The 21,984-nt window shown below is 41.5% G+C and carries 16 protein-coding genes; 10 read left to right on the top strand and 6 right to left on the bottom strand.

What is annotated here, in order from left to right; all coding sequences use genetic code 11:
• Window positions 1-176 precede the first annotated feature (176 nt).
• The 4 genes from BLS33_RS11560 to BLS33_RS11575 all read right to left on the bottom strand — a co-directional run bounded on the left by BLS33_RS11560 (window position 177) and on the right by BLS33_RS11575 (window position 4,718).
• Window positions 177-1,298: a ThuA domain-containing protein gene (locus tag BLS33_RS11560; RefSeq protein WP_089888809.1), complete on the bottom strand. Its 1,122-nt coding sequence runs from the start codon at window positions 1,296-1,298 to the stop codon at window positions 177-179.
• A gap of 143 nt (window positions 1,299-1,441) precedes the next feature.
• On the bottom strand, window positions 1,442-2,284 hold the full coding sequence (locus BLS33_RS11565; protein ID WP_089888812.1) for a sugar phosphate isomerase/epimerase family protein: 843 nt from the start codon (window positions 2,282-2,284) through the stop codon (window positions 1,442-1,444).
• Between the two features lie 20 nt (window positions 2,285-2,304).
• A complete protein-coding gene (locus tag BLS33_RS11570; RefSeq protein ID WP_089888814.1) occupies window positions 2,305-3,573 on the bottom strand; it encodes an MFS transporter in 1,269 nt (422 codons plus the stop codon).
• Window positions 3,574-3,833: 260 nt separating this feature from the next.
• Window positions 3,834-4,718: an AraC family transcriptional regulator gene (locus tag BLS33_RS11575; RefSeq protein ID WP_089888816.1), complete on the bottom strand. Its 885-nt coding sequence runs from the start codon at window positions 4,716-4,718 to the stop codon at window positions 3,834-3,836.
• A gap of 311 nt (window positions 4,719-5,029) precedes the next feature.
• On the opposite strand from BLS33_RS11575, the gene BLS33_RS11580 reads away from it, so the two are divergent.
• The 10 genes from BLS33_RS11580 (at window position 5,030) to BLS33_RS11625 (ending at window position 20,232) form a co-directional block, all read left to right on the top strand.
• Complete coding sequence (locus BLS33_RS11580; RefSeq protein ID WP_089888818.1) at window positions 5,030-6,199, top strand: ThuA domain-containing protein; 1,170 nt, start codon at window positions 5,030-5,032, stop codon at window positions 6,197-6,199.
• Between the two features lie 26 nt (window positions 6,200-6,225).
• Window positions 6,226-7,275 (top strand): sugar phosphate isomerase/epimerase family protein, encoded by a 1,050-nt coding sequence (locus tag BLS33_RS11585; protein WP_089888820.1) that lies wholly within the window; start codon window positions 6,226-6,228, stop codon window positions 7,273-7,275.
• A gap of 65 nt (window positions 7,276-7,340) precedes the next feature.
• The gene (locus BLS33_RS11590) at window positions 7,341-8,495 is read left to right on the top strand and encodes a Gfo/Idh/MocA family protein (protein WP_089888822.1); all 1,155 of its coding nucleotides are present in this window, start codon (window positions 7,341-7,343) and stop codon (window positions 8,493-8,495) included.
• Between the two features lie 65 nt (window positions 8,496-8,560).
• A complete protein-coding gene (locus BLS33_RS11595) occupies window positions 8,561-9,673 on the top strand; it encodes a zinc-dependent alcohol dehydrogenase (RefSeq protein ID WP_089888824.1) in 1,113 nt (370 codons plus the stop codon).
• 51 nt (window positions 9,674-9,724) lie between these two features.
• Window positions 9,725-9,964, top strand: a complete 240-nt coding sequence (locus BLS33_RS11600; RefSeq protein WP_089888826.1) for a DUF1059 domain-containing protein — start codon at window positions 9,725-9,727, stop codon at window positions 9,962-9,964.
• Window positions 9,965-9,988: 24 nt separating this feature from the next.
• Window positions 9,989-11,008 carry an NAD-dependent epimerase/dehydratase family protein gene (locus tag BLS33_RS11605; RefSeq protein ID WP_089888828.1) on the top strand — a complete coding sequence of 340 codons (1,020 nt, stop codon included), beginning with the start codon at window positions 9,989-9,991 and terminating at the stop codon, window positions 11,006-11,008.
• Window positions 11,005-11,976 carry a Gfo/Idh/MocA family protein gene (locus BLS33_RS11610; RefSeq protein ID WP_089888831.1) on the top strand — a complete coding sequence of 324 codons (972 nt, stop codon included), beginning with the start codon at window positions 11,005-11,007 and terminating at the stop codon, window positions 11,974-11,976. The genes BLS33_RS11605 and BLS33_RS11610 overlap by 4 nt, the downstream gene beginning before the upstream one ends.
• A gap of 40 nt (window positions 11,977-12,016) precedes the next feature.
• Window positions 12,017-15,169, top strand: a complete 3,153-nt coding sequence (locus tag BLS33_RS11615) for a PVC-type heme-binding CxxCH protein (protein WP_245731408.1) — start codon at window positions 12,017-12,019, stop codon at window positions 15,167-15,169.
• A gap of 370 nt (window positions 15,170-15,539) precedes the next feature.
• Entirely contained in the window at window positions 15,540-18,701 is a 3,162-nt protein-coding gene (locus BLS33_RS11620; protein WP_089888835.1) for a SusC/RagA family TonB-linked outer membrane protein, read from the top strand.
• Between the two features lie 22 nt (window positions 18,702-18,723).
• Window positions 18,724-20,232, top strand: coding sequence for a RagB/SusD family nutrient uptake outer membrane protein (locus BLS33_RS11625; protein ID WP_089888837.1), 1,509 nt, complete (start codon window positions 18,724-18,726; stop codon window positions 20,230-20,232).
• A 130-nt stretch (window positions 20,233-20,362) separates the two neighbouring features.
• Here the strand turns inward: BLS33_RS11625 and BLS33_RS11630 are convergent, their stop codons facing one another.
• Together BLS33_RS11630 and BLS33_RS11635 are read right to left on the bottom strand one after the other, a co-directional pair.
• Window positions 20,363-21,772, bottom strand: a complete 1,410-nt coding sequence (locus BLS33_RS11630; RefSeq protein WP_089888839.1) for a sodium:solute symporter family protein — start codon at window positions 21,770-21,772, stop codon at window positions 20,363-20,365.
• On the bottom strand, window positions 21,762-21,983 hold the full coding sequence (locus BLS33_RS11635; protein ID WP_143017603.1) for a hypothetical protein: 222 nt from the start codon (window positions 21,981-21,983) through the stop codon (window positions 21,762-21,764). The genes BLS33_RS11630 and BLS33_RS11635 overlap by 11 nt, the downstream gene beginning before the upstream one ends.
• Between the last annotated feature and the right edge of the window lies 1 nt (window position 21,984).

Genomic DNA, 21,984 nt, shown 5'->3' on the forward strand with positions numbered 1-21,984 from the left:
TTAACGTAAATTAACCAAAAGAAGGGCTTATTGGCTGTTTCAAACAGTTAAAAAAGTATAGAACATGGTATTCACATAATTTAAGTAAACACTTATTTATAGTATTTAACTTGCTTAAACCTGAACTTTCAAAAAAACAAAACTATTCAAATACCTTTCGCAACAACAGAAAGATTTTACTGAAAGCTTTCTATCTTCAACTGTTTTTCATCCCAATATTCATCACTTCTAAACTCAAAAGGGGTCGGGTCATAAGAGCCCACCAAGGATACATCGCTTTTTTCCGGAACAGGCAAATCAAGCGACCAATACACTGCATTTACAATCAGCCTGCGTGTACCTTCGATGGTAAAGTCAACAGCGGAAAAGGCAGTAGAAGTAAAGGCCTTTCCTTTTTTTCCCCCAGGTATTTGATAGGTCCTCGTCCAAGCGACGGGCATTAGTGGCTCGCCAACGTTTTTACCATTACCATTGGTTTTGGCCACCTCATCATCTGTAGGTCGCATACCATAGAACATATCATTTTCGTCAAATTCTCCTTTTCTATTCATCACCTTACCATAAATTATGGGTTGTGCGTCACCGGGCAAAGGCAAACGAACACCGTATACATCGGCAGAAGCCCAGACATCACCATCAGATATGCCATTGGTCAATCCGCTAGCTTTACCAGCTTCGGCTACTATACCTTTAGTGCTTTGGTGCTTATGATGACCATGGTGATTTACCCAATTTTCACCTAAAACTACTCGGCCAAAACCATCGGCCCATTCTTTCATATCGCCCTTATACGAGTTTCCATAATGTTTGTAGGATGACACATCCTCATCCTTAAAATTAAAGGCATGCGTTGCAGTTCTCAGACCGATGACGGGTTTTCCCGACTTCAAATAATCATCGATATGTTTCATCTGATTGTCTGGCAAGGCCCTGAATCGCGTTGAGATAATCATCAAATCGGCATTATCAAGTGCTTCTAAACCGGGTATATTTTTACCATAATTTGCATCAATTATTCCAGGATGTTCAGGATCTTGTGCGAATAATACCGTACAGTTGAAACCATGGTGCTTCGTTAAAATTTTCGCCAATTGCGGCATAGACTCTTCCGAACGATACTCTTCATCCCCTGAAATCAATACAATATGTTTGGCATTTTTATCGGTACCTTCAAAAGTCAGCCATTGTTTAGGTGTTTCGGTTGCCTCAACCGTTGCGGTTTCTTCGGCCTTAGTCTCTTTTTGCTCTTTACAGGCAAACATCAACAAACAAATAAGAAAAGGTAGTAGATTTTTCATCTAGGAGTATTTATTTTTTTAATACATCAGATGCAATTCTTCACATCTGTATTTAATATTCTCAAGAAAAACCCATGAATGCCCAATTTAACCAATCGACATTGACACGGCTTATTTCATGAGGGATTATTTTAATGGAATAACTAATGAATGTCCATTCCTTTCTTAATCAATTTCAAACCTTCCGTATAGATTTCCTCAGAAGGCGAATAGTCCCGCCATACATTAATGGCATTCGCAAACTCTGGAATAATGGTACTAAAGGCCTCAATGGTCAACCAACCGTCATAGTTTATTTCTTTCAACGCTGAAAAAGCATCATCGAAATTTACCTGACCACTACCCGGTGTTCCGCGATCGTTCTCGCTAATGTGCACATGCTTTAAGTGCGGTGCAATGGTCTTAATCGCCGAAGATTGACTTTTTTCTTCGATATTGGCATGATGGGTATCGAACATAGCGCCCAGGTTGGGATGATCGACCGCCTCTACCATACTACCTAAATCTGCCATCGTGTTATAGAGATAGCATTCAAATCTATTAACTGCTTCAGGGGTTAGTATAATGTTGGCCTTCTGCGCATATTCCGCAGCTTTACGTAACATCTCATTGCTCCACTTCTTTTCTTGCAAGGTTGGAGGTTGTCGCGTGAAATAAGCAAAAGTGGAATGAAAAGGCCCACATATCACCTCTACATTGGCGGCGGCGGCCATATCGATAGTCCACTTTAAACGCTCTAGGCCGGCTTCCCTTATTTTCTTGTCCGGACTAGCAATATTTTGCTCTGGTGACAAAGCCCCTACAGCTGTGACCCCCATATCAATATTGGAAAAATGATTTCCTAATTTCGAATAAAGCTTTTCATCGCCTTCTCCTAAAAACAATTCAATGCCATCATACCCGGTTTTTTTTAAGGTATCGACAATATTAAAATGTTGCTCTGTGACATGGTTTGTCCAGAGCAACATATTCATTCCAATTTTCATACTTAAATTTTATGGGTTTACTAATAGTCAGTAACCGGTTGGTTACTACTAGCGTCAGCGGCATCGGTACTCTTTCGGTTTTTGACCCAGAACCAAAGAATGGCAAACAAAACGATCAAAATTGCCGGAAACGATACCATTGTTCCCAGAGTGTCTTGACCAGCTACCAATTCAAGTTCATCGCCCGTAAGTCCTTGCGCGGCAGCTTCGGCTTTATCGGAATCGATCCAACCTCCTATTATAGGCTGAAAAATAGATGAGGAGAACATTCCCACCGCACCAATAATCGACATACCTAACGCACCACTTTTTGGTATTTTATCAGCGATAAACCCAATCATATTTGGCCAGAAATAGGCTATACCCAAGGCAAAGAAAACAGCAGCTACATAAGCCATTGCTCCCGTTTGTGTGCTGAAAAGAAAAATACCGACCGTAGCTAATACCGCTGACCCGAGAAGTACCCCGGTCTGATCGAATTTTTTTACAACATCTCCTCCAAAATAGCGAGCCACTGCCATAAGTCCGGTAGTCAAGGCTAAAATCCACATTGGTTTGGCACCACTCTTTGCTAGAATAAGACCTACCCATTGCTGCGGACCGAATTCGGAAATTGCCGTCAACGACATGCAAATGACCATAAACAAGAATAAAGGTGAAATCATGGCCTTTAGGTTCCCGGTAAGCGTAGCGGCCTCGTCAACCTTGGCTTTTGGCCAGCTTTGTCCGAAAAACATATAAGCGTAAATTAGAGTAGGCACCATAATCAGCCATATTTGGGTTTCCCAGCTTATAGACGAAGTGGTCATAAAATCGGAAAGTAGGCTTCCAATCATAATACCCCCAGGGAACCACATATGAAACCGATTCATCATTCTACTCATTCTATTGCCTTGGTAAGCGTCGGCAATCATCGGGTTACAAGCAGCTTCGGTACACCCGTTGCCCAAACCTATTAATAAGGTTGAAATCAAAAGACCCGTATAGCTACCTGAATAAATGGTAAGAATTATACCAAGAGCATGGGCAAAAAAAGCGAACTGCATAATCGCTTTTCCACCAACCTTATGATAAATCAAACCACCTACGACCATTGACAACGGAAACCCCAGAAACCACATTGAGTTAATAAAGCCCAATTGCTCTGCCGTTAAACTTAGCTCTTCTCCTAGTTGAGGCAAGATACCGGCCCTTATACTAAAAGAAAAGGCGGTAGTGATCAACGCAAAACAGCTACCATAAAAAAGTCTGTTGGCGTTTAAGCCAGCTCGATTACCTGTAGTTTCCATTGGTTAAATAGTTTTAAAATTTAGATTATTATTTGTGATTATCAAGACTTGGTCAGTGAGTTATCAACCTGTAAGTTTAATATTTTTTTATGATATTTATAATTTTTTCCAAACATAATTATCAAATTGCTGATTTACAACACTTTGTTTTAAAAATTACAGCGATTTCTTCCTATAACTTTCGAAACCGAACAAATCTAAAGCAAAAGGAAACTTCATGATTCCTATATCTTGTTAAAAGGTGACACTTTTTTGTCTTATCAGGAGATACTGGTCTTAATATTCAAAAACAACTTGCGATATTCATGAGGACTCATATCGGTAATCGCCTTAAATTGCCTATTAAAGTTCGACAGGGCATTAAAGCCGCATTCATAACTGATCTGTGAGATATTGAAGTTATCTTCAAGCAGCAGTTTACGGGCATGCCCAATTCTTATTTCGTTTACAAAACGGGTGAATGTCTTATTGGCCCTTGGTTTAAAATACCGACAGAATGAAGTTGTGGTCATATTCAACATCTTCGCGGCCTCTTCTAACGAAATCTTGGTTTTGAAATTAGTCATCACGTATTCATAGACCAAGCGCATTTTTTCTGCATCGTCACCTTTAAACACATTGACATAACCTGGGCTAGAAAGTAAGTTGTAGTCTTCACTACTGGCCAGGATATCTAATATTTCAAGTAATTTAATTATCCGCCGAAATCCCTTTTCGTCGGCAATTTGTAAAAACAATGCATTTATTTTAGTTCTGGTTTCACCATAAAATTCCATCCCCCTTGAAGCATTTTCGACAAGCTTGTTCAAATTGTAGAACTCTTCTCGATCCAAAAGCGATTCACTCAAAAGTTCATGATCAAAATAAATGACCAACCCTCTAGTTGTCAATTCACAGTCCTTTTCAAAATAAACATCATCACTACGCCATAAATGCGGAAGGTTTGGGCCCGTAAACACGAGGTCTCCCTCTTCAAAACTGTGCACATGATCACCAACAAAACGGGTTCCTTTTCCTTCAACGATAAGTGAAATTTGGAATTCAGGATGAAAATGCCAACTAGGGTTGAAGTAAGGCCCAACAAGATCTTTAAAAACAAAAGTTTCCTTGGAAGTAAGCGTTTTTTCTATATTTGGGGTACTCATAAATTTTCTCTAAAATCGAAATTCATTCAAATATAAGACAAAAAAGTGTCACCTTTTAGTAAGATAAAGGAAATATCAAAACCCATAGTATTTTAGCTTTGTACAGCTAAATTTTAATTGTCAAATTATATAGCAACAATTATTAACGATAGTGCATAAAATATGATAATAAATTTGGATATTGACACGCCAAATGATTTTAGTAAGGTCTCTGGTCTTTTGACTATTATGCAAATTTCGATTTCTTGTAATACTAGTAAATTTACTTGCAAAAATTAGTTGACCAACAAGTGTTATAGCTTTGTTTTATTATGTCAAAATCATTAATTTACCGGTATTCTTTTTCTACCAAAAACGCGCGAAGTATCATATGGTATTTTGTAGTGGTTGTATTGGTAAGTTCGTGCGGGAATCACAAGAAATTGGATACTGATATAAAACAGGCTAGAATTTCCCAAGCCACACTGTCGGAAAATGTCAATATACCTATTGAAAATAAGACACAGACCGAAAAAGACGCAGACAAGTATCGTGTGACCTACAGAGGAGAAAAGGGACCGGGAAAAAACAAACACATAGTTTTTATTGCAACAGACCACGAATATAGAGGCGAAGAAACGTTACCCGCATTGGCAAAAATTCTCGCCAAAAGATATGGCTTTACCTGTACCGTAGTTTGGGCTTTAGATGACCAAGGCAACATATTTCCGGGCAGTTCAGATCTCAAAGGCCTAGAGGTGCTGGAAACAGCTGACCTCATGGTGATTTTTACGAGGTTCGCAAATTTTGAAGATAAACAAATGCAATATATAGATGATTACCTACACAAAGGGCGCCCGGTAATCGGCCTCAGAACGTCTACGCATGCCTTCAAAAATTCCGATAATCCAAAATGGGGGCACTATGACTTTAAATATGAAGGGTCAAAAGAAGCATGGCATGGCGGTTTCGGAGAGGTAGTGTTAGGAGAAACCTGGGTAGGCCATTATGGCAAGAACCATCAACAAGCCTCTAAACTGATTACCGAAGACAGCAATAAAAAGCATCCTATTATGCGAGGTGTAGAAAATTCTTGGGCACAATGTGGAGGTTACAATGCCTATCCCCAAGGAAAAGACTTAAAAATACTCGCCCGCGGCCGTGTTCTGAACGGAATGACCCCCGATTCGCCTGCCGACACCACCAAAGAAGAACTTCCTGTGGCATGGGTCCGCACCTACCAAGTAGCCTCCGGTAAGCCTGGGCGTGCCTTTACAACTACGCACGGTGCTTCAGAAGACATTTTAAGCGAAGGTTTTAGAAGAATGCTTATCAATGCCTGTTTTTGGGGACTAAAAATGGAAAAACAAATTAAACCAGACATCAACATTGATTTTGTAGGAGAATACAAACCAACTACTTTTAACTTTAAAGGCTTTCAGAAAAATGTCAAACCGTCTGACTTGGCGGATTGGAATTCTGTGATAATGCCAAGAAAATAATTAAGTAACGATTAAAAACAACAGTTATGCCAGAAAACAACTATCCTAAACTCCACAACGCTTCGTGGCCCGGTGTGGTAGGAAAAGGACCCGATTCAGAGCCACCTATTTCCATCGATACCATGATCGAACTAACTGCCAATGCCGAAGTTGACGGGGTAAAGTTCGACGGATTCGACCTTTTTGCAGCAGACCCTCATTTAGATATCGATTCGAATGATGACGGTATCAAGGAATTGGCCGACAAAGCCAGGGCTAAAAACCTGGAAATCGGAAGCTTGGTAGCACCTGTCTGGACAGGTACGGGTGGAGGGTCGGCCATGGGCTCTCGAGAAGAACGCGATCAATTTGTAACCCAAGTACGCAAAGCTTGTGTAATTGGCAAGAAACTGCGTGACCTCGGCATACGACCCAATGGAGTAATACGTATAGATTCGTCCGTTGATCCTTCAAGTTGGGCGGCTGATCCTGCAGGCAATACAAAATTGATAGCACAGACCTTTAGAGAAGCCTGTGATGTGGCAGCCGATTATGGTGAGTCACTTGCAGCGGAAGGCGAGATTTGCTGGGGTGGTATGCACGGTTGGAAAACAATGGTGAATACCCTTGAAGCGGTGGATCGCCCGAACATAGGGTTTCAGGCAGACATGGCACATACCTTATTATATTTATTGGGATACAATAAAGAGGATGAAAGAATATTGCCTAAAGATTTTGATTGGAGCGACCGCGCCACATTGACCGAAGGTTTAAAAACTGTTACAGCGGCCCTTCGCCCATGGACAATCGATTTTCACGTCGCCCAGAATGACGGTACCGTATTCGGCTCTGGATCACATGATAAAACAGGAAGACACTGTCAAGCTTCCGATCCAAACGGAAAATTGGATATTGCCGTAGATGCCGGTCATTGGTTACGTGATGAAAACGGAAACCTGACCAAAAAAATAAGACATATCTGTTGGGACGGATGCATGTTCCCAAATGATGTAATGATGCAACCAAAAACATGGAACGATATTTTGGGTGCCATGATAAAAGTACGACAACAACACGGTTGGTACGAGGCACCTTAAGACAACAACCGATTGAAAAATCGGCCCTCATTTAACTTCAACTTATAATAAAAAATAAAGTATACATGTCAAGTAAGAAAGAATTACGAATAGGAATGGTAGGATATGGATTTATGGGAAGAACCCATTCCAATGCCTATCGCAGAGTCGGCAATTTTTTTCCTGAACTGGAATATCAACCCATATTGAAAGCAATTTGTGGTCGCAATCAAGAACGCACACAAGCGTTTGCCGATCAGTGGGGCTACGAATCGATAGAAACCGACTGGAAAAAGTTGATTGCCCGTGATGACATTGATGCCGTAGATATCTGTACCCCTAATAATATGCACGCAGAAATAGCTATAGCGGCTGCGGAAGCGGGAAAAATGGTATTATGTGAAAAACCGTTGGCACGTACGGTCGCAGAGGCGCAACCAATGGTAGATGCTATAGAAAAAGCCGGCGTACCCAATACCGTTTATTTCAATTATCGAAGGCTACCATCGGTAACCCTTGCCAAGCAACTTATTGATGCAGGTAAGCTTGGAAGAATATTTCATTATCGTGCTAATTTTTTACAGGATTGGACCATTAGCCCAGAACTTCCCCAAGGTGGCGAAGGCCTGTGGAGACTAGATAATGCAGCTGCAGGATCTGGTGTAACAGGTGATTTATTGGCCCATTGTATAGACACGGCCATGTGGCTAAATGGAGGCATAAAAGATGTTTCGGCAATGACCGAAACCTTCATCAAAGAACGGGTACATACAGGAACCGGAGAAAAACAAGAAGTAACTATTGATGATGCCTGTATGTTTCATTGCCATTTTGACAATGGCTCCCTTGGTCTTTTTGAATCTACACGCTATGCTAGAGGACATAAAGCTTTATATACTTTTGAAATAAATGGCGAGCATGCATCCATTAAATGGAACTTGCACGACCTTAACCGTTTAGAATATTTTGACCATAGGGATGAATCACAAGAAAGAGGATGGCGCTCTATTCACGTTACCGATAGCGACCACCCTTACATGGACAAATGGTGGGTACCAGGTCTTTCAATAGGATACGAACATAGTTTCGTTCATCAAATAGCAGACTTTCTTAAAGCCTTAGGTGAGGGCAAACCATGCTCTCCTACCTTTAAAGAGGCTCAGGAAACCCAGAAAGTTTGTGAAGCGGTTTTAGAATCGGCAAAAGCCAAAAGTTGGAAAGATACCGGAGTAAATTGGTAATTTTGTTTTCACTGGTCGTTTAAACCTCTGAAAAACAATAAAATAATTTAATAGAAGACAAAATAATGAGTGAATCGATAAAAGGCTTCTGCCTTCAGACCAACGAAAAAATCTATCCCAATACGGCTACCTCCGTACTTAGCAATTCGGCTGTGGTCGAGATGGAGATACCCGCATTAAAAGAGGGGGAGATTTTGGCTAAAACACTGTATACCGGAATTTGTGGGTCAGACAATAGCGCTACGATAGGAAAAGCAAATTTTGATTGGGTGCAACGCCCACGTGTTATCGGACACGAATTTAGTGCCGAAGTATTGGAATTGGGCCCAGGTGACCACGGTGACCTTAAGGTGGGGGATATTTTCACACCTTTGGCCATGTTGGGCTGTCAAGAGGAAGACTGCCCTGCCTGTAGCGTTTCTAAATGGAATTTATGTCCGAAAAAGGAAATCATCGGTTTCCATAGAAACGGAGGCTTCGGCCAACAAGTTGTATTGGAGTCCGATCGCGTAGTTCCACTAATGGAAGGCCTTACGCCGGCCCAAGGCGCATTGGTTGAACCCTTATCAATTATCACTAACGCACTTTACAATAAATGCGACATCAAGCCAGGGCAAGATGTAGTAGTGACCGGCTGTGGAATTATAGGGATGATGTCTGCCGAAGTTGCACGTGCGTCAGGAGCAAGAGTAGCCGTAACCGGAATTGCGCATGATCGAGATATTCGTTTAAAAAGAGCTAAAGAAAGAGGTTTTATTACAATAGAGGTTTCTCCAGAAAATTCTTTGACCACCCAATTACAAAACGGTATCAGCGATGATAATGGTGTCCCATTCGGTTCGAACGGAAAAGTAGATTTACTCATAGAATGTTCGGGGGTCCCACCAGTGCTCAGTGAGGCGATCGGTGTTGTTAAGCCCGAAGGAGACATTTGCGTAATTGCCACCTACGGTACCGATGTGCAGATCAATGCCACCCATCTTACAAGAACATCTTTGAACATGAGGGGTTCGATGGGATCTTGTAGAGCAGATTATATGGCCGCACAAAAATTAATGGTTACAGGTATTTTTCCTTCTGAACATTACACCGATTATTACGATTTTAAAGATATCAATCAGGCTTTTGAAGATTCTATCAAGGCCAACAATATGAAGGCCGTCGTAAAAATGAATTGAACCCTTCAATTCGCGTGTACCAAACGAGGTAAAAATCTAAAACTGTGGCTTATGAAAACAATGACCTGTAAACAATTGGGAGGCGCATGCGAGATGCAATTTCATGCCAACACTTTTGAAGAAATTGCTGAAATGAGCAAGAAGCACGGTATGGAAATGTTTCAAAAAGGAGACGAACCACATCTAAAGGCCATTCATGAGATGCAAGAGCTCATGAAACTACCAGAAAGCATGAATGCTTGGTTCGAAGATCGAAAAAGGGCATTTGAAGAACTTGCCGAAAACGAATAAGGAATATTTTAGAAACGAAAAAATATGCACAAAATATTTATTACCGGTGGAACAGGCTGTATCGGATCGGTGACTATCTATAAACTTTTGCAATCAAAAGAAGTAGAAAAAATAGTAATTGCCACAAGATCTAATAATTCAGACCCCTTAAAATTATGGTTGGGAGAGGTTCTGGATCCGCGCTTGGAATTTGTTACCCTAGACGTCTCTAATTACAAAGAAATCGAAAGGGTTTTATTGGAAGTGAATCCTACGCACATTATTCATTTAGGTGCCTATCAAAGCCCTGATTGTTCGCGCGACCATATTGGCGGAATGGAAATAAACACTGGAGGCACCATGGCACTTTTTGATGCTGCAGAAAAATTATCGAACCTTAAGCGATTTGTATTTGCGAGTTCCGCTGCCGTTTATGGTATGCGATCGATGTATTCAGAAGACAGTATTCCAGAAAACGTTCCGTTGGCCCCTCCCAATCATTATGGCATTTGGAAATTGGCGGGAGAACACTTGGCGCGGCTATTTCATGACAATACCAAAGTACCTACCGTTTGTCTTAGGTTGAACACGACGTATGGAAAAGGAAGGGACAAAGGTAAAACTTCTGCCCCGACAAATGCCCTGAAGGCAATTGTCTTAGGAGCGACAGCTGGAAAATTAATTCCTTTTGAAATGCCTTATCAAGGTCGTGAAAATTATCATTTTGTAGAAGATGTAGGTGCCCAATTTGCAGCATGCGTATTACAATCTTACGAAGGTTTTGGTGCATTCAACATTCAGGGAGAAACGATTCCTATCACTTCATTTTTAGAAATCGTTAAAGAGCAGGCTACCGCCTTGGGCATGGGTGACTATGTATCTTTATCGGTTGCCGAAGGTGCACCGCCAAATCTTTTTGTCTGTGACCTGAACCATGAAAAAATAGCAACTACTTTTAACGACTTACCGTTAACCAAAATATCCGAAGGAATAAAAAGTTCATTAATTGAATTTAAGGAAATGGCCGAAAAAGGCGTCTTAAAATATTCAACCCCTGCCTCATGAAAACCATAGGAATTGGATTTATAGGCGCAGGTGATATTGCCGATTTACATGCCGAAGCGATCAATGGACTGAACGGCGCAAAACTTGTTGGACTCTGGAACAGAACCTTTGAAAAAGGTGCAAAAAAAGCCAAGAAATTTGGTTGTAAAACGTACACCACGGTCGATGATTTGCTCAGTGATTCAGAAATTGATGCTGTTTTCATATTGACGAACATGGAAACACATTGTGACTATACCATAAAGGCCGCCCAAGCGGGCAAGCATATTTTAGTCGAAAAACCTGCAGCTTCGAATATTGCAGAATTGGAAAAGATGCAAGAAGCTATCACTGCGGCAAAGGTTAAATGTATGCCCGTGCACAATTACATCTATGAGACGGGTATCAAACGGGCAAAATCAATGATAGAGAGTGGCAAACTGGGCGATGTTGTACAATTCTATATGATGTATAATATTCATCATGCCGACGATATTCGAGCACGTTATCCCGGTGTGATCAGTCAAATATTGACGCACCACTCCTACACCATGCTCTATTTAGCTGGACAACCCAAAACCATCTCTTGCCTAAAGCATACGGTAGACCCTACCTTGGCACCTCAAGAGAATGTGGCCATGGCCAACATACAAATGCAGAACGGTACTTTAAGTCATCTTTGTGCGAGTTTCGCCAATGATGATCACGCGGGAGACCCTTGGACCTGTATAATTAAAGTAATAGGCACCAAAGGCAGCACGCGCTACAGTTACCGCGATTGGGTCATCAATGATCGTAATGGCGCTCATTCACAGACCTATCAGTGCTATCCCGAGTCAATTAAAAATACAGCCACGCACTTTATAGACAATGTGCTTCGCCAAGATGAAGCGCCCCTGTCAAGTATTGAAGATGCGATAACGTGTCAACGTATTATCGAAGCTTGCGAAAAATCTGTAAAAGAAGGAATTCACGTGAATTTCAGTTAATTATATACAATCAATTATGAATATCATTAAAAAAGTTACTTTGGGAAAAATTTTCCTGATCCTTTTCCTAGGGCTTGTAATCTACAGCTGTAGTAAACAGGAGGACAATACCTTGAAAATAGGTAATAACTCACATATCGTTCTGGTGGGCAACAATTTAGGATCACGAATGATGAACTTCGGGCATTTTGAGACTGAAATGCAGCTTCGTTACCCTAATGATTCGCTGTACATTCGGAATATGGGTGACGGTGGCAATACCCCAGGATTTAGACCTCATTCTTCAAGAAAATCGCCTTGGGCGTTTCCAGGAGCTGAAAAATTTCATCAAAATGAACTTTCCAATAAATCTGGAAGTATCGGACATTTTCCTACAGAAGATGAATGGTTGACCGAACTTAAAGCTGATATTGTCATTGGTTTTTTTGGATATTCAGAATCCTTTGATGGTCCTGAAGGGCTTGACAACTATAAAGAAGAATTACGCGCCTTCATTAAACATACATTGAGCCAAAAGTATAATGGTTCGACTGCCCCGCAACTGGCACTCGTATCGCCAATTGCTTTCGAAGATCTTTCAGCGAAAATGGATCTGCCGGACGGAAAAAAAGAAAACAAAAACCTTGCGCTTTATACGCAAGGGATGAAAGAGGTTGCTGCAGAAGAAGGCGTTCTTATCGTCGACGCTTTTGAACCAACCAAGGAATGGTTCGAAACAGAAAGTACCGATTTGACCCAAGACGGCTTTCAATTGACCGATTTGGGGTATCAAAAGTTTGCAAAGTTGCTTGTAGACAAAATTTTCGGGGAAGAAGACAGCAAAGCCGAAGAAAATCGGCAATTGGTGCTTGACGCGGTAAATGAGAAGAACTGGTTTTGGCACAACGATTTCAAAATACCTAATGGAGTTCATGCCTACGGAAGACGCTACGATCCTTTCGGCCCGGATAACTATCCCTACGAAATCGAAAAAATCCGCCAGATGACGGAAATTAGGGACACCGCAATTTGGGAAGCATTACAGGGCCAAAAAATGGACCTGGCAGCTGCAGATGCAACTACCAGAAAATTACCTCCGGTCAAAACAAACTATAAGCCAAGTGCTAAAAACGGTACACCCGAATATCTATATGGCCAAGAGGCTTTAGACGAAATCAAGGTTGCACCCGGCTATAAAATCGAACTTTTTGCATCTGAAGAAGAATTCCCTGATTTGGCGAACCCTGTTCAGGTATCTTTTGATAACAAAGGCAGATTGTGGGTAGGTGTGATGCCAAGTTACCCCCATTACAAGCCGGGCGATAGCAAACCCAACGACAAACTTCTTATTCTTGAAGATACCGATGGCGATAACAAGGCGGACAAGCAGACTATTTTTGCAGATAGTCTTCATTTGACCATTGGTTTTGAATTTGCACCCGAAGGTGTTTATGTATCTCAAGGTACCAACCTCGTTCTTCTAAAAGATACAGATGGCGACGATAAGGCCGATGAAAAAGATATTATACTAAGCGGTTTTGATGACCATGATACCCATCATGCAATCAGTGCATTTACTGCAGACCCCTCAGGAGCTATCTATATGGGCGAAGGTGTGTTTTTGCACACCAATGTCGAAACAGCATATGGCCCGGTACGTGGTACCAATGGCGGATTTTACCGTTACAGCCCACAACGGCATTACTTAGAGCGTACTGCGCAGCTGTCAATTCCAAACCCTTGGGGAATCGCTTTTGATGATTGGGGCCAAAACTTTTTTGCGCACACCTCTGGCCCTGATATGACTTGGATGATGCCAGGCACCATAAAGCCTCGTTATGGACAAGCATCTCCCCGTCCTGAAAATTTAATAGAAGACAAGCATCGTGTTAGGCCCACTTCAGGTTTAGAATTCGTCTCGAGCAGGCATTTCCCCGATAAGATTCAAGGAGATTTGTTAATCAATAATACCATCGGGTTCTTGGGAACAAAAGAGCACACAATGGTAGATGACCCCAAATCTGCAGGCTACCTTAGTAAACATCGACAAGATCTGGTTTTTTCAAGTGATAAAAACTTTAGACCAGTCGATATGGAATTCGCCCCTGATGGGTCGTTGTATCTTATTGATTGGAGCAATGTACTTATTGGCCACATGCAGCATAATGCTCGTGACCCACTTCGCGACCACGTACATGGAAGGGTTTACCGTATCACCTACCCATCAAGACCTTTGGTAGAACCGGCCAAGATTGTAGATGCCAGTATTGATGAATTACTAGACAACTTGAAACTTCCTGAATACAGAACCAGGTACCGAACAAAAAGGGAACTACGAGCCAGAGACGCTTCTGAAGTGTTATCAAAACTAAAAACCTGGGCCAATGGTTTGGATAAAAATGACCCTAATTACGAGCATAATCTATTAGAAGCATTATGGGTTTCATGGGGGCTAGATAAGGTTGATGAAGATTTACTTAAGCAAGTATTAGCTGCAAAAGATTTTAGGGCACGTACAGCTGCTGTAGGCGTACTGCGTTATGCAGGGCACCAAATTCCTGATCAAGCAGATTTATTAATGCAGGCTGCTAAAGATGACAACCCTCGAGTACGTTTAGAAGCGCTGGTCGCTGCCTCTTGGTTGGGCAAAGATGTCGGTATTCCGATTATAACCGAAGCAGGGAAAAAAGGTCTGGATAAATGGATGGAAAAACCATACGAGGCTGCCATTGCCCATTTGAACGATCACAACATGGGAGAAAAGCCCAAGGAAGTAATAGAAAGTGATCTTAAGGGAAAAGACCTAGAACTTTTGGTTGCAGGGCAAGAAGTGTACGAAAGAGATGGTTACTGTGCTACGTGCCACCAGCCTGATGGAAAAGGGTTAGAAGCTTCAGGCTTCCCTCCGCTCGCTGGTTCAGAATGGGTAACCGGTAGCGAAGAGCGACTTATTAAACTAACGACCAATGGCCTTATGGGACCTATAGTCGTAAAAGGGAAAACATATCCGGGGCAAGTGCCCATGACTCCCTTCGGTAAATTGTTGAACGCCGAAGAAACCGCTGCGGTACTCACATATGTAAGAAACACCTTTGGTAATAAAGCAGGTCCGATTTCGCCAGAAAAAGTAAAAGAAGTTCGTGAGCAGATTAAAGGTAAAACAGGTTTCTATTCTCCTGAAGAGTTGTTGCTAGAACATCCAATGAGTAAATGATACTCATGATTTTTCAATGAGAAACTAACGAATTGCAATACATTTTTGGCATTCGGAAATAATTAAACAAAAAGGGCCGGGCTTATTAAAGTTCGGTCCTTTTTATTGCTAAGGGCTGCATACTTATAACGCACTATTTATGTAACACGATGCACACGTTATACGCACGATTTCCTCAGTCAATAGAAGATTTCAAAACACAATCGATTTTACATACTTACCGAATAAACCCACACGATTCTGTGGAATTCCAATAATGTGACAAAAAAAACTCATGATTTGACAAATTATAGGTGTACTTGCTATTCACATAAGGCTACATTTGAACTGCATCTTACAAAGCTCTGCACGTAACTCAAATATTAAAATTATGAACTCAATGTTATTATCTTTTAAGATTAAAAAACGCTATTTCTTATTAGGTCTTCAAATTGTATGCCTTCATACTTCTTTTGGCGCAAGTTTGTCTGTCGACAGGTATATAAATGATGGCAATGATATAAGATATCTGTTGCCCGATAAGCAAGACCATGTAATTTCCGGAACGGTCAACGATCAAAACGGACAACCTCTAGCAGGGGCCAGCATTGTCGAAAAAGGAACGACAAATGGAATCACTACTGATTTTGATGGTAATTTTTCCCTCGAAGTCAGCAGTCAAAACGCGATTCTCGAAATCTCCTATATTGGCTTTACAACAAAAGAAGTTCCCGTCAGCGGACAAAGTAACGTTGTTGTAAACCTCGAGGAAAGTGCCGCAGCTTTAGACGAAGTTGTCTTAATTGGCTATGGTACCCAGAAAAAAAGCGACTTAACAGGAGCCATAGGCTCAGTAAAAGCGGAAGAACTGGCCGAAAGACCCGCCGCCTCTATGAACCAAGCCATGGCTGGTAAAGTTGCCGGGGTCAATGTAACTACCGGTTCAGGGCGACCTGGCGGAAGAACAGTGGTCCGAATACGTGGTAATACTTCGGTAAGTATTGCCAACACGCCGCTCTATGTTATTGATGGAGTTATTCTTAATGCGGCCAGTCTACCGAATGGCAGTACGCCCATCGATTATATGAACCCTAATGATATTGCATCTATCGAAGTATTAAAAGATGCTTCTGCAACAGCAATTTATGGAGCACGTGGTGCCAACGGCGTTATCTTGGTAACTACAAAAAGGGGAACGACCTCAGGGGGTGGACATCTTAATTACGACGCGGATTTTAGTCTAGGGACATTACCCAAGAAATTATCTTTGTTAAACTCCGAAGAATTCTTGCTTGTTGAAGACATAGCCTATGCCAATGCCGAAAAATTCGATCCAGATGGATGGGCTGGAGGAAGATATACTGATCCTGCCCTAAAAAGAACCGATCCACGGCTTTTTGATTCAGAAGGCAAACCTTTATATGATACCGATTGGCAAGACGAAGCCATTAGGGCATCTTTCAGCCAAAACCATCAACTCTCTTTTACAGGAGGCAACAAAGAAGGCAACTACGGTCTATTTATGGGCTTTCGTGATGAAGAAGGCCTTATTATAGAGTCATGGCTGAAGCGTTTTTCAGGTCGGTTTACTTTAGATACCGACATTACCCCATGGCTCAAAATAGGAGGTAGCTTAAGCTACAACGACCAAAATGAGAAGCAAATTGACCAACTTGGGGGCGGTGGTATTACTACCATGCGCCAAGTTTTTGAAGCCCTACCCATAATCCCTGTTCGGTATGCTGACGGAAGTTGGGGGTCAAATATCCATTATCCTGGTATGGAAGGTGGAGGCAGCCCGGTGGCCGTGGCCAACGATAGAAGATACTTCTTAAAAACCCAAACCGTTTTGGGCAACTTCTATAGCAATATCGCTATTAACAAAAACCTGCAACTACGAACTACCGTAGGAGCCAATGTCATTAATCAAAGAAATGATTATTATGGCGGGCGCGATTTAAGATATATTGCCATGCCCGATGGAGCCGCTTCTGTAAGAAACAATCGCTATAATTCATGGCAATTTGAAAATTATTTGACCTATGATAAAGATTTTGATGAAGAAAATTCGTTGACAGCTATGTTGGGGCTTTCTTGGCAACATATAGACGAATTTGAATCGTTCGCCTCAACCAGAGGTTTCGCAGATGATTTTTATGGCTTTAACAATCTTGGAGCAGGATCTAATCCACAGACACCAACATCGGAGAGCATCGCTTACGGACTTAATTCTTATTTTGGCCGTGTTAATTACAACTACAAAGACAAATATTTATTGACCCTTACCGGGCGGGCGGACGGATCGTCAAAATTTGGACCTGAAAACCAATTTGCCTTTTTCCCATCCGCGGCATTGGCATGGAGGGTTTCAGGAGAAGATTTTTTATCGGAAAATGAAACAATCTCTAATTTAAAGGTGAGGGCTAGCTACGGAGCAACAGGTAACTCTGAAATTCCTGCTTATCGCGCCTCAGCAGGATTACAAAGTGGAACAGTAATTTTTGGTGGTGATCGTGCTGCATATAGTATACCACAGCGTATGGCAAATCCGGATCTGCGATGGGAAAAAACGGAGCAAGTAGATGCGGGAGTTGAATTGGGACTATTAAATAATCGTATTTCCCTTGAGGTAGATTTATACCGAAAATTGACTACAGATATGTTGCTTAATGCACCAGTACCCTCAACAAGTGGATTTAGCAATGTCTTTAGAAATGTTGGGAGTATGGAAAACAAGGGTATCGAAATTAATTTAAGTACCATTAATTTCGACAATGAAAATTTTGGTTGGGATTCATCGTTTAACATTTCAATCAATAAAAACAAAGTAGTTGCCCTGTCAGGAGGGTCCGATATTTTCTTGGGATCGACCATTATTCGCGTTGGCGAGTCAGTCGGAACATTCTTTGGATATATAGACGAAGGCACTTGGAATACGGATGAAGCAGCGCAAGCCGCCATTTACGATAGGCTACCGGGAGATATAAAATACCGCGACCTTAACGATGATGGCGCGATTAACAGTGATGACCGAGCCATAATCGGAAAAGGAATTCCTGATGGTTTCGGAACGTTTTCAAACACCTTCCGATATGGCAACTTAGAGCTTCTGGTTGATCTTCAATTTCAGTATGGCAATAGTCTTATGTATCGTGACGAACACTCTGCAGAAGACAGGCAAACCATCGCCAACAGTTTTAAAACCGTTTTGAATGCCTGGACACCTGATAACCAAGATACCGATATAGCACAAATTAGGCCAATAGCTGCTGGGTATGACACTAATAATGATTCGGGTAAATTAAAGGACGCCTCTTTTTTAAGAGGGCGTAACTTAATGTTGTCATATGTTTTTAAACCGGATTTGACTAAGCGTTTAGGCTTAAATCGACTACGACTATACACTTCTGTACAAAACTTTTTTGTTACATCAAAGTTTCCAGGATATGACCCAGAAAGTTCAAATGGTGGTGGAACCTTCGATCAAGGTTACTCTCTATACGACTATCCAAGACCACGGATATTTATGTTAGGACTTAACGTAGGACTGTAATAAAATATAAAAAAATAAAAAAATGAAAATCTATAGAAAATTTATAAGAATTATTGCGGTTACTACCGCAATATCGTGCACTACCGCCTGTAGTGATTTTTTAGATGAAGAAGATGCCTCTAACTTTACAACCGATACGTATTTCACCAAGGCCGAACATGCCGAGAGTGCGGTAAATGGGATCTATGAACCCTTGGTACCAATCACTAACAGTGGTTTTGGTGGCGGCACATGGTTAATGCTTGAATTTGCTACTGGCTTGGCAAATACCTCGTTAGGGCAAGCTACGAACATTTACTTGGTCAAAGATTTGATCAACAATTCGGATAATGGATATGGAAATAGCTATTGGACCGAATATTACACGGGCATCTCAAGAGCCAATCTCGCAATTGAGAAAATCCCCGAAATCAACATGGATGAGACCGAGAAACAAAACTATTTGGCTGAAGCTAAATTCTTTAGGGCCTACTATTATTTTGGTTTGGTTAGAATGTTCGGTAATATACCGATAATAACCAGTTCTGTTGATTTGGGCTCGGACCAATTATTTCCTGAACAAGCATCAGCTGAGGCCGTTTACGATTTAATCATAAGTGATCTTACCGAAGCTGAAAATTCTTCACTGGCATGGAGAGATGCTTCAGGCAGAGTTTCCATGGGCGCAGTAAAAACGCTTTTGGCCGATGTGTATTTGACCATGGCAGGGTTTCCACTTCAAAAAACGGAAAATTACCAACTTGCCGCAAATAAGGCTAAAGAAGTTATTGACTCAGGGGTGTTCGGACTATTCGACACCTATGATGAACTACACGACCCTGTAACCAAAAATACCGGAGAATATATCTTTATGACCCAATTTGCCGCTAACATACAATCAGGCAACTGGCAACCAGCAATTTTACCCTACAATTTGGGGATTTCTGCTTATTCTGCGCAGACCGGTGGTATTTTTTCAACTAATGAATTTGTTGCTTCTTATGAAGCCGGCGACAAGCGTGCCGAAGAAAAGCAATTTTATTTTACTAATTATTCTTTGGAAGCCGATCGTACTGACAGTGTTAATTTGGGGGCTCCTTACATTTTCAAGCACTTTGATATCGAAGCTAATGCGCAAAGCGCACAATCAGACTTAAATTGGTGTCTGTATCGCTATGCAGATGTATTGTTAATGTACGCAGAGGCGCTCAATGAAGCTGAATCAGGCCCATCAACTGATGCATATGAAGCCGTTAACCTAATAAGACGACGCGCCGAACTAGCTGATTTGACTGGCCTTTCACAAGATGCTTTTAGAGATGCGGTACGTATTGAAAGAGTTCATGAGTTGAGTTTTGAAAGCAAGACTTGGTATGATATGGCGCGATGGAGAAAAGCCTATAACCCAGAAACGAATGAATTGGAAGATTTCGTAGGCCATAACTTCTCTTACCTACCTAACAAAGCACTAGCGGAAAGAGAACTGCTATTTCCTATTCCAACGTCTGAAATGCAAAACAATCCTAATTTAGTACAGAACACCGGATACTAAGCATACCCCTTAAGTGCTTAGAAATGATTTATTTTCAATAGTTAGTTTATAGTGATGATACCCCCCGCAATAGTCGGGGGGTATTTTTTTACGGATTATATAGGAGCGTACTACAACTTCACTACGCCAATTAATCACTCTTGACCTTTGTCGAACGGATCACGACCAACTCAAAGAAAACGGCCAAGGCCAAAACTGAGAATAGCACAATTTCTGTTTGTAAGAGCCAAATTTGACTTGGTACCATCCCCATTTTAGAGAGGATAAAAACAACCAGCGCCAAAAGGGTTACTATCGGCATCAATTTAGATAATTTTTTCCTACTAAGAATTCCTACCAAAATCATAGGACCCATCATGGCCGTTCCTGTAAAACTCGTTCGTGCCAAAAGTACCAAGTGTTCAGTACTTACAATGGAAAAGATAAGGGCGAGGAGGCCGAAGACCATAATGAAGATACGGGTAATAGATATTGCCTTCTTATCATCCAGATTGAGCAAAGACCTTAACTCTGAACCGAGGGCAAATATTTGGGAATCGGAAGTTGAAATAGCTGCAGCGATTAAACCGATCAACCCCAAGGCCGCGACACCCGAAGCTTGGTCGTACAACAAAACATGACCGATGAATTCTTGTGTCGTCGCATCAGGATAAAGTACTGCCCCATACATTCCCATGAACATCGTAGGCAGAATTACTAAAATGGCGACCACCCCCAATCCAATTGCCATTTTTCGGAGAGCCTTACTACTTTTCATTATCACTACCCTAGTCGAAATCTGTGGTTGTGTAAAAGGCAAAGAGATAATGGCAATAGCCGAAATAATGAAAAATTGGGCAGTAAAAAGACCATTGGGTCCGGGGACTGACAATAATTCCTCTTTGACCAATGCCACTTTTTCGAACATAGAAGTAATACCCCCGAAGTGGTCGATACAATTCCAACCTATTATCCAAATTGTCACAAAAAGAAGAATTCCCTGCAGGGTATCGTTGTACATAATCGCCCTAAGCCCACCCGTTTCACTGTAAACAATCATAATTCCGACAATAATCAAGCTCCATGCCCACACCGGAATGGCATCGGGAAAGGCTGCATTAAGAAAAATCGAAATTCCGCTTATCTGAACGGCTATATAAGGAATCAAAAAAATGACCGCGCCACCAAAGGCTACATATCCTGCCAATTTTGTTTCATAGGTCGTGGCCATAAGGCCCGACATTCCCTTAAAATCAAGTTTTCGTGCCTTTCTTCTCAATATCTCGCCTACACGAAGAAGCGCATAAACCATCATTGTGTCGGAAACTGCAAGAAAAATCCATGCTCCGACACCATGCGTTCTGAAAAAGTCGGGCATACCCACCACTGTAAAAGCACTAAAGAGGGTCGCAGCAGTGGTAAACAAACCGATGACAAAGCCAATGTTGCCACCACCTAGTAAATAATTTGATGTTGTCTTTTCTTTTAATCGGGTTCGCCTGACCAAAAAAATAAGTATTCCTAGATAAACAACACTAGCTATAATAAATTTAATCAGCATTTCTTTCCTCTTTATTAATGATTGAAACAAAATAGGCCAATACAACAAAAATCACACTGACCAAAAAACCCATCCACATGGTATAAGGTATTCCCATTAAGAAAGGCCTGATTTCATTTTCAGGGATAACCAGAGGGCTAAAAGTAGCGATGAAGGTGAGTATTGCAAGACAATCCAATACCCTTAACAAAGTAGTTCGTTTCATTTTCATA

The organism is Kriegella aquimaris, from assembly GCF_900103215.1.
Taxonomy (GTDB): Bacteria; Bacteroidota; Bacteroidia; order Flavobacteriales; family Flavobacteriaceae; genus Kriegella; species Kriegella aquimaris.

Excerpts from the sequence above, each read along its gene's own strand:
- BLS33_RS11600 (WP_089888826.1), top strand. The coding sequence starts at position 9,725 with ATGAAAACAATGACCTGTAAACAATTGGGAGGCGCATGCGAGATGCAA.
- BLS33_RS11585 (WP_089888820.1), top strand. The coding sequence starts at position 6,226 with ATGCCAGAAAACAACTATCCTAAACTCCACAACGCTTCGTGGCCCGGT.
- BLS33_RS11625 (WP_089888837.1), top strand. The coding sequence starts at position 18,724 with ATGAAAATCTATAGAAAATTTATAAGAATTATTGCGGTTACTACCGCA.
- BLS33_RS11570 (WP_089888814.1), bottom strand. The coding sequence starts at position 3,573 with ATGGAAACTACAGGTAATCGAGCTGGCTTAAACGCCAACAGACTTTTT.
- BLS33_RS11630 (WP_089888839.1), bottom strand. The coding sequence starts at position 21,772 with ATGCTGATTAAATTTATTATAGCTAGTGTTGTTTATCTAGGAATACTT.
- BLS33_RS11590 (WP_089888822.1), top strand. The coding sequence starts at position 7,341 with ATGTCAAGTAAGAAAGAATTACGAATAGGAATGGTAGGATATGGATTT.
- BLS33_RS11620 (WP_089888835.1), top strand. The coding sequence starts at position 15,540 with ATGAACTCAATGTTATTATCTTTTAAGATTAAAAAACGCTATTTCTTA.
- BLS33_RS11580 (WP_089888818.1), top strand. The coding sequence starts at position 5,030 with ATGTCAAAATCATTAATTTACCGGTATTCTTTTTCTACCAAAAACGCG.
- BLS33_RS11635 (WP_143017603.1), bottom strand. The coding sequence starts at position 21,983 with ATGAAAATGAAACGAACTACTTTGTTAAGGGTATTGGATTGTCTTGCA.
- BLS33_RS11560 (WP_089888809.1), bottom strand. The coding sequence starts at position 1,298 with ATGAAAAATCTACTACCTTTTCTTATTTGTTTGTTGATGTTTGCCTGT.
- BLS33_RS11575 (WP_089888816.1), bottom strand. The coding sequence starts at position 4,718 with ATGAGTACCCCAAATATAGAAAAAACGCTTACTTCCAAGGAAACTTTT.
- BLS33_RS11605 (WP_089888828.1), top strand. The coding sequence starts at position 9,989 with ATGCACAAAATATTTATTACCGGTGGAACAGGCTGTATCGGATCGGTG.
- BLS33_RS11565 (WP_089888812.1), bottom strand. The coding sequence starts at position 2,284 with ATGAAAATTGGAATGAATATGTTGCTCTGGACAAACCATGTCACAGAG.
- BLS33_RS11610 (WP_089888831.1), top strand. The coding sequence starts at position 11,005 with ATGAAAACCATAGGAATTGGATTTATAGGCGCAGGTGATATTGCCGAT.
- BLS33_RS11595 (WP_089888824.1), top strand. The coding sequence starts at position 8,561 with ATGAGTGAATCGATAAAAGGCTTCTGCCTTCAGACCAACGAAAAAATC.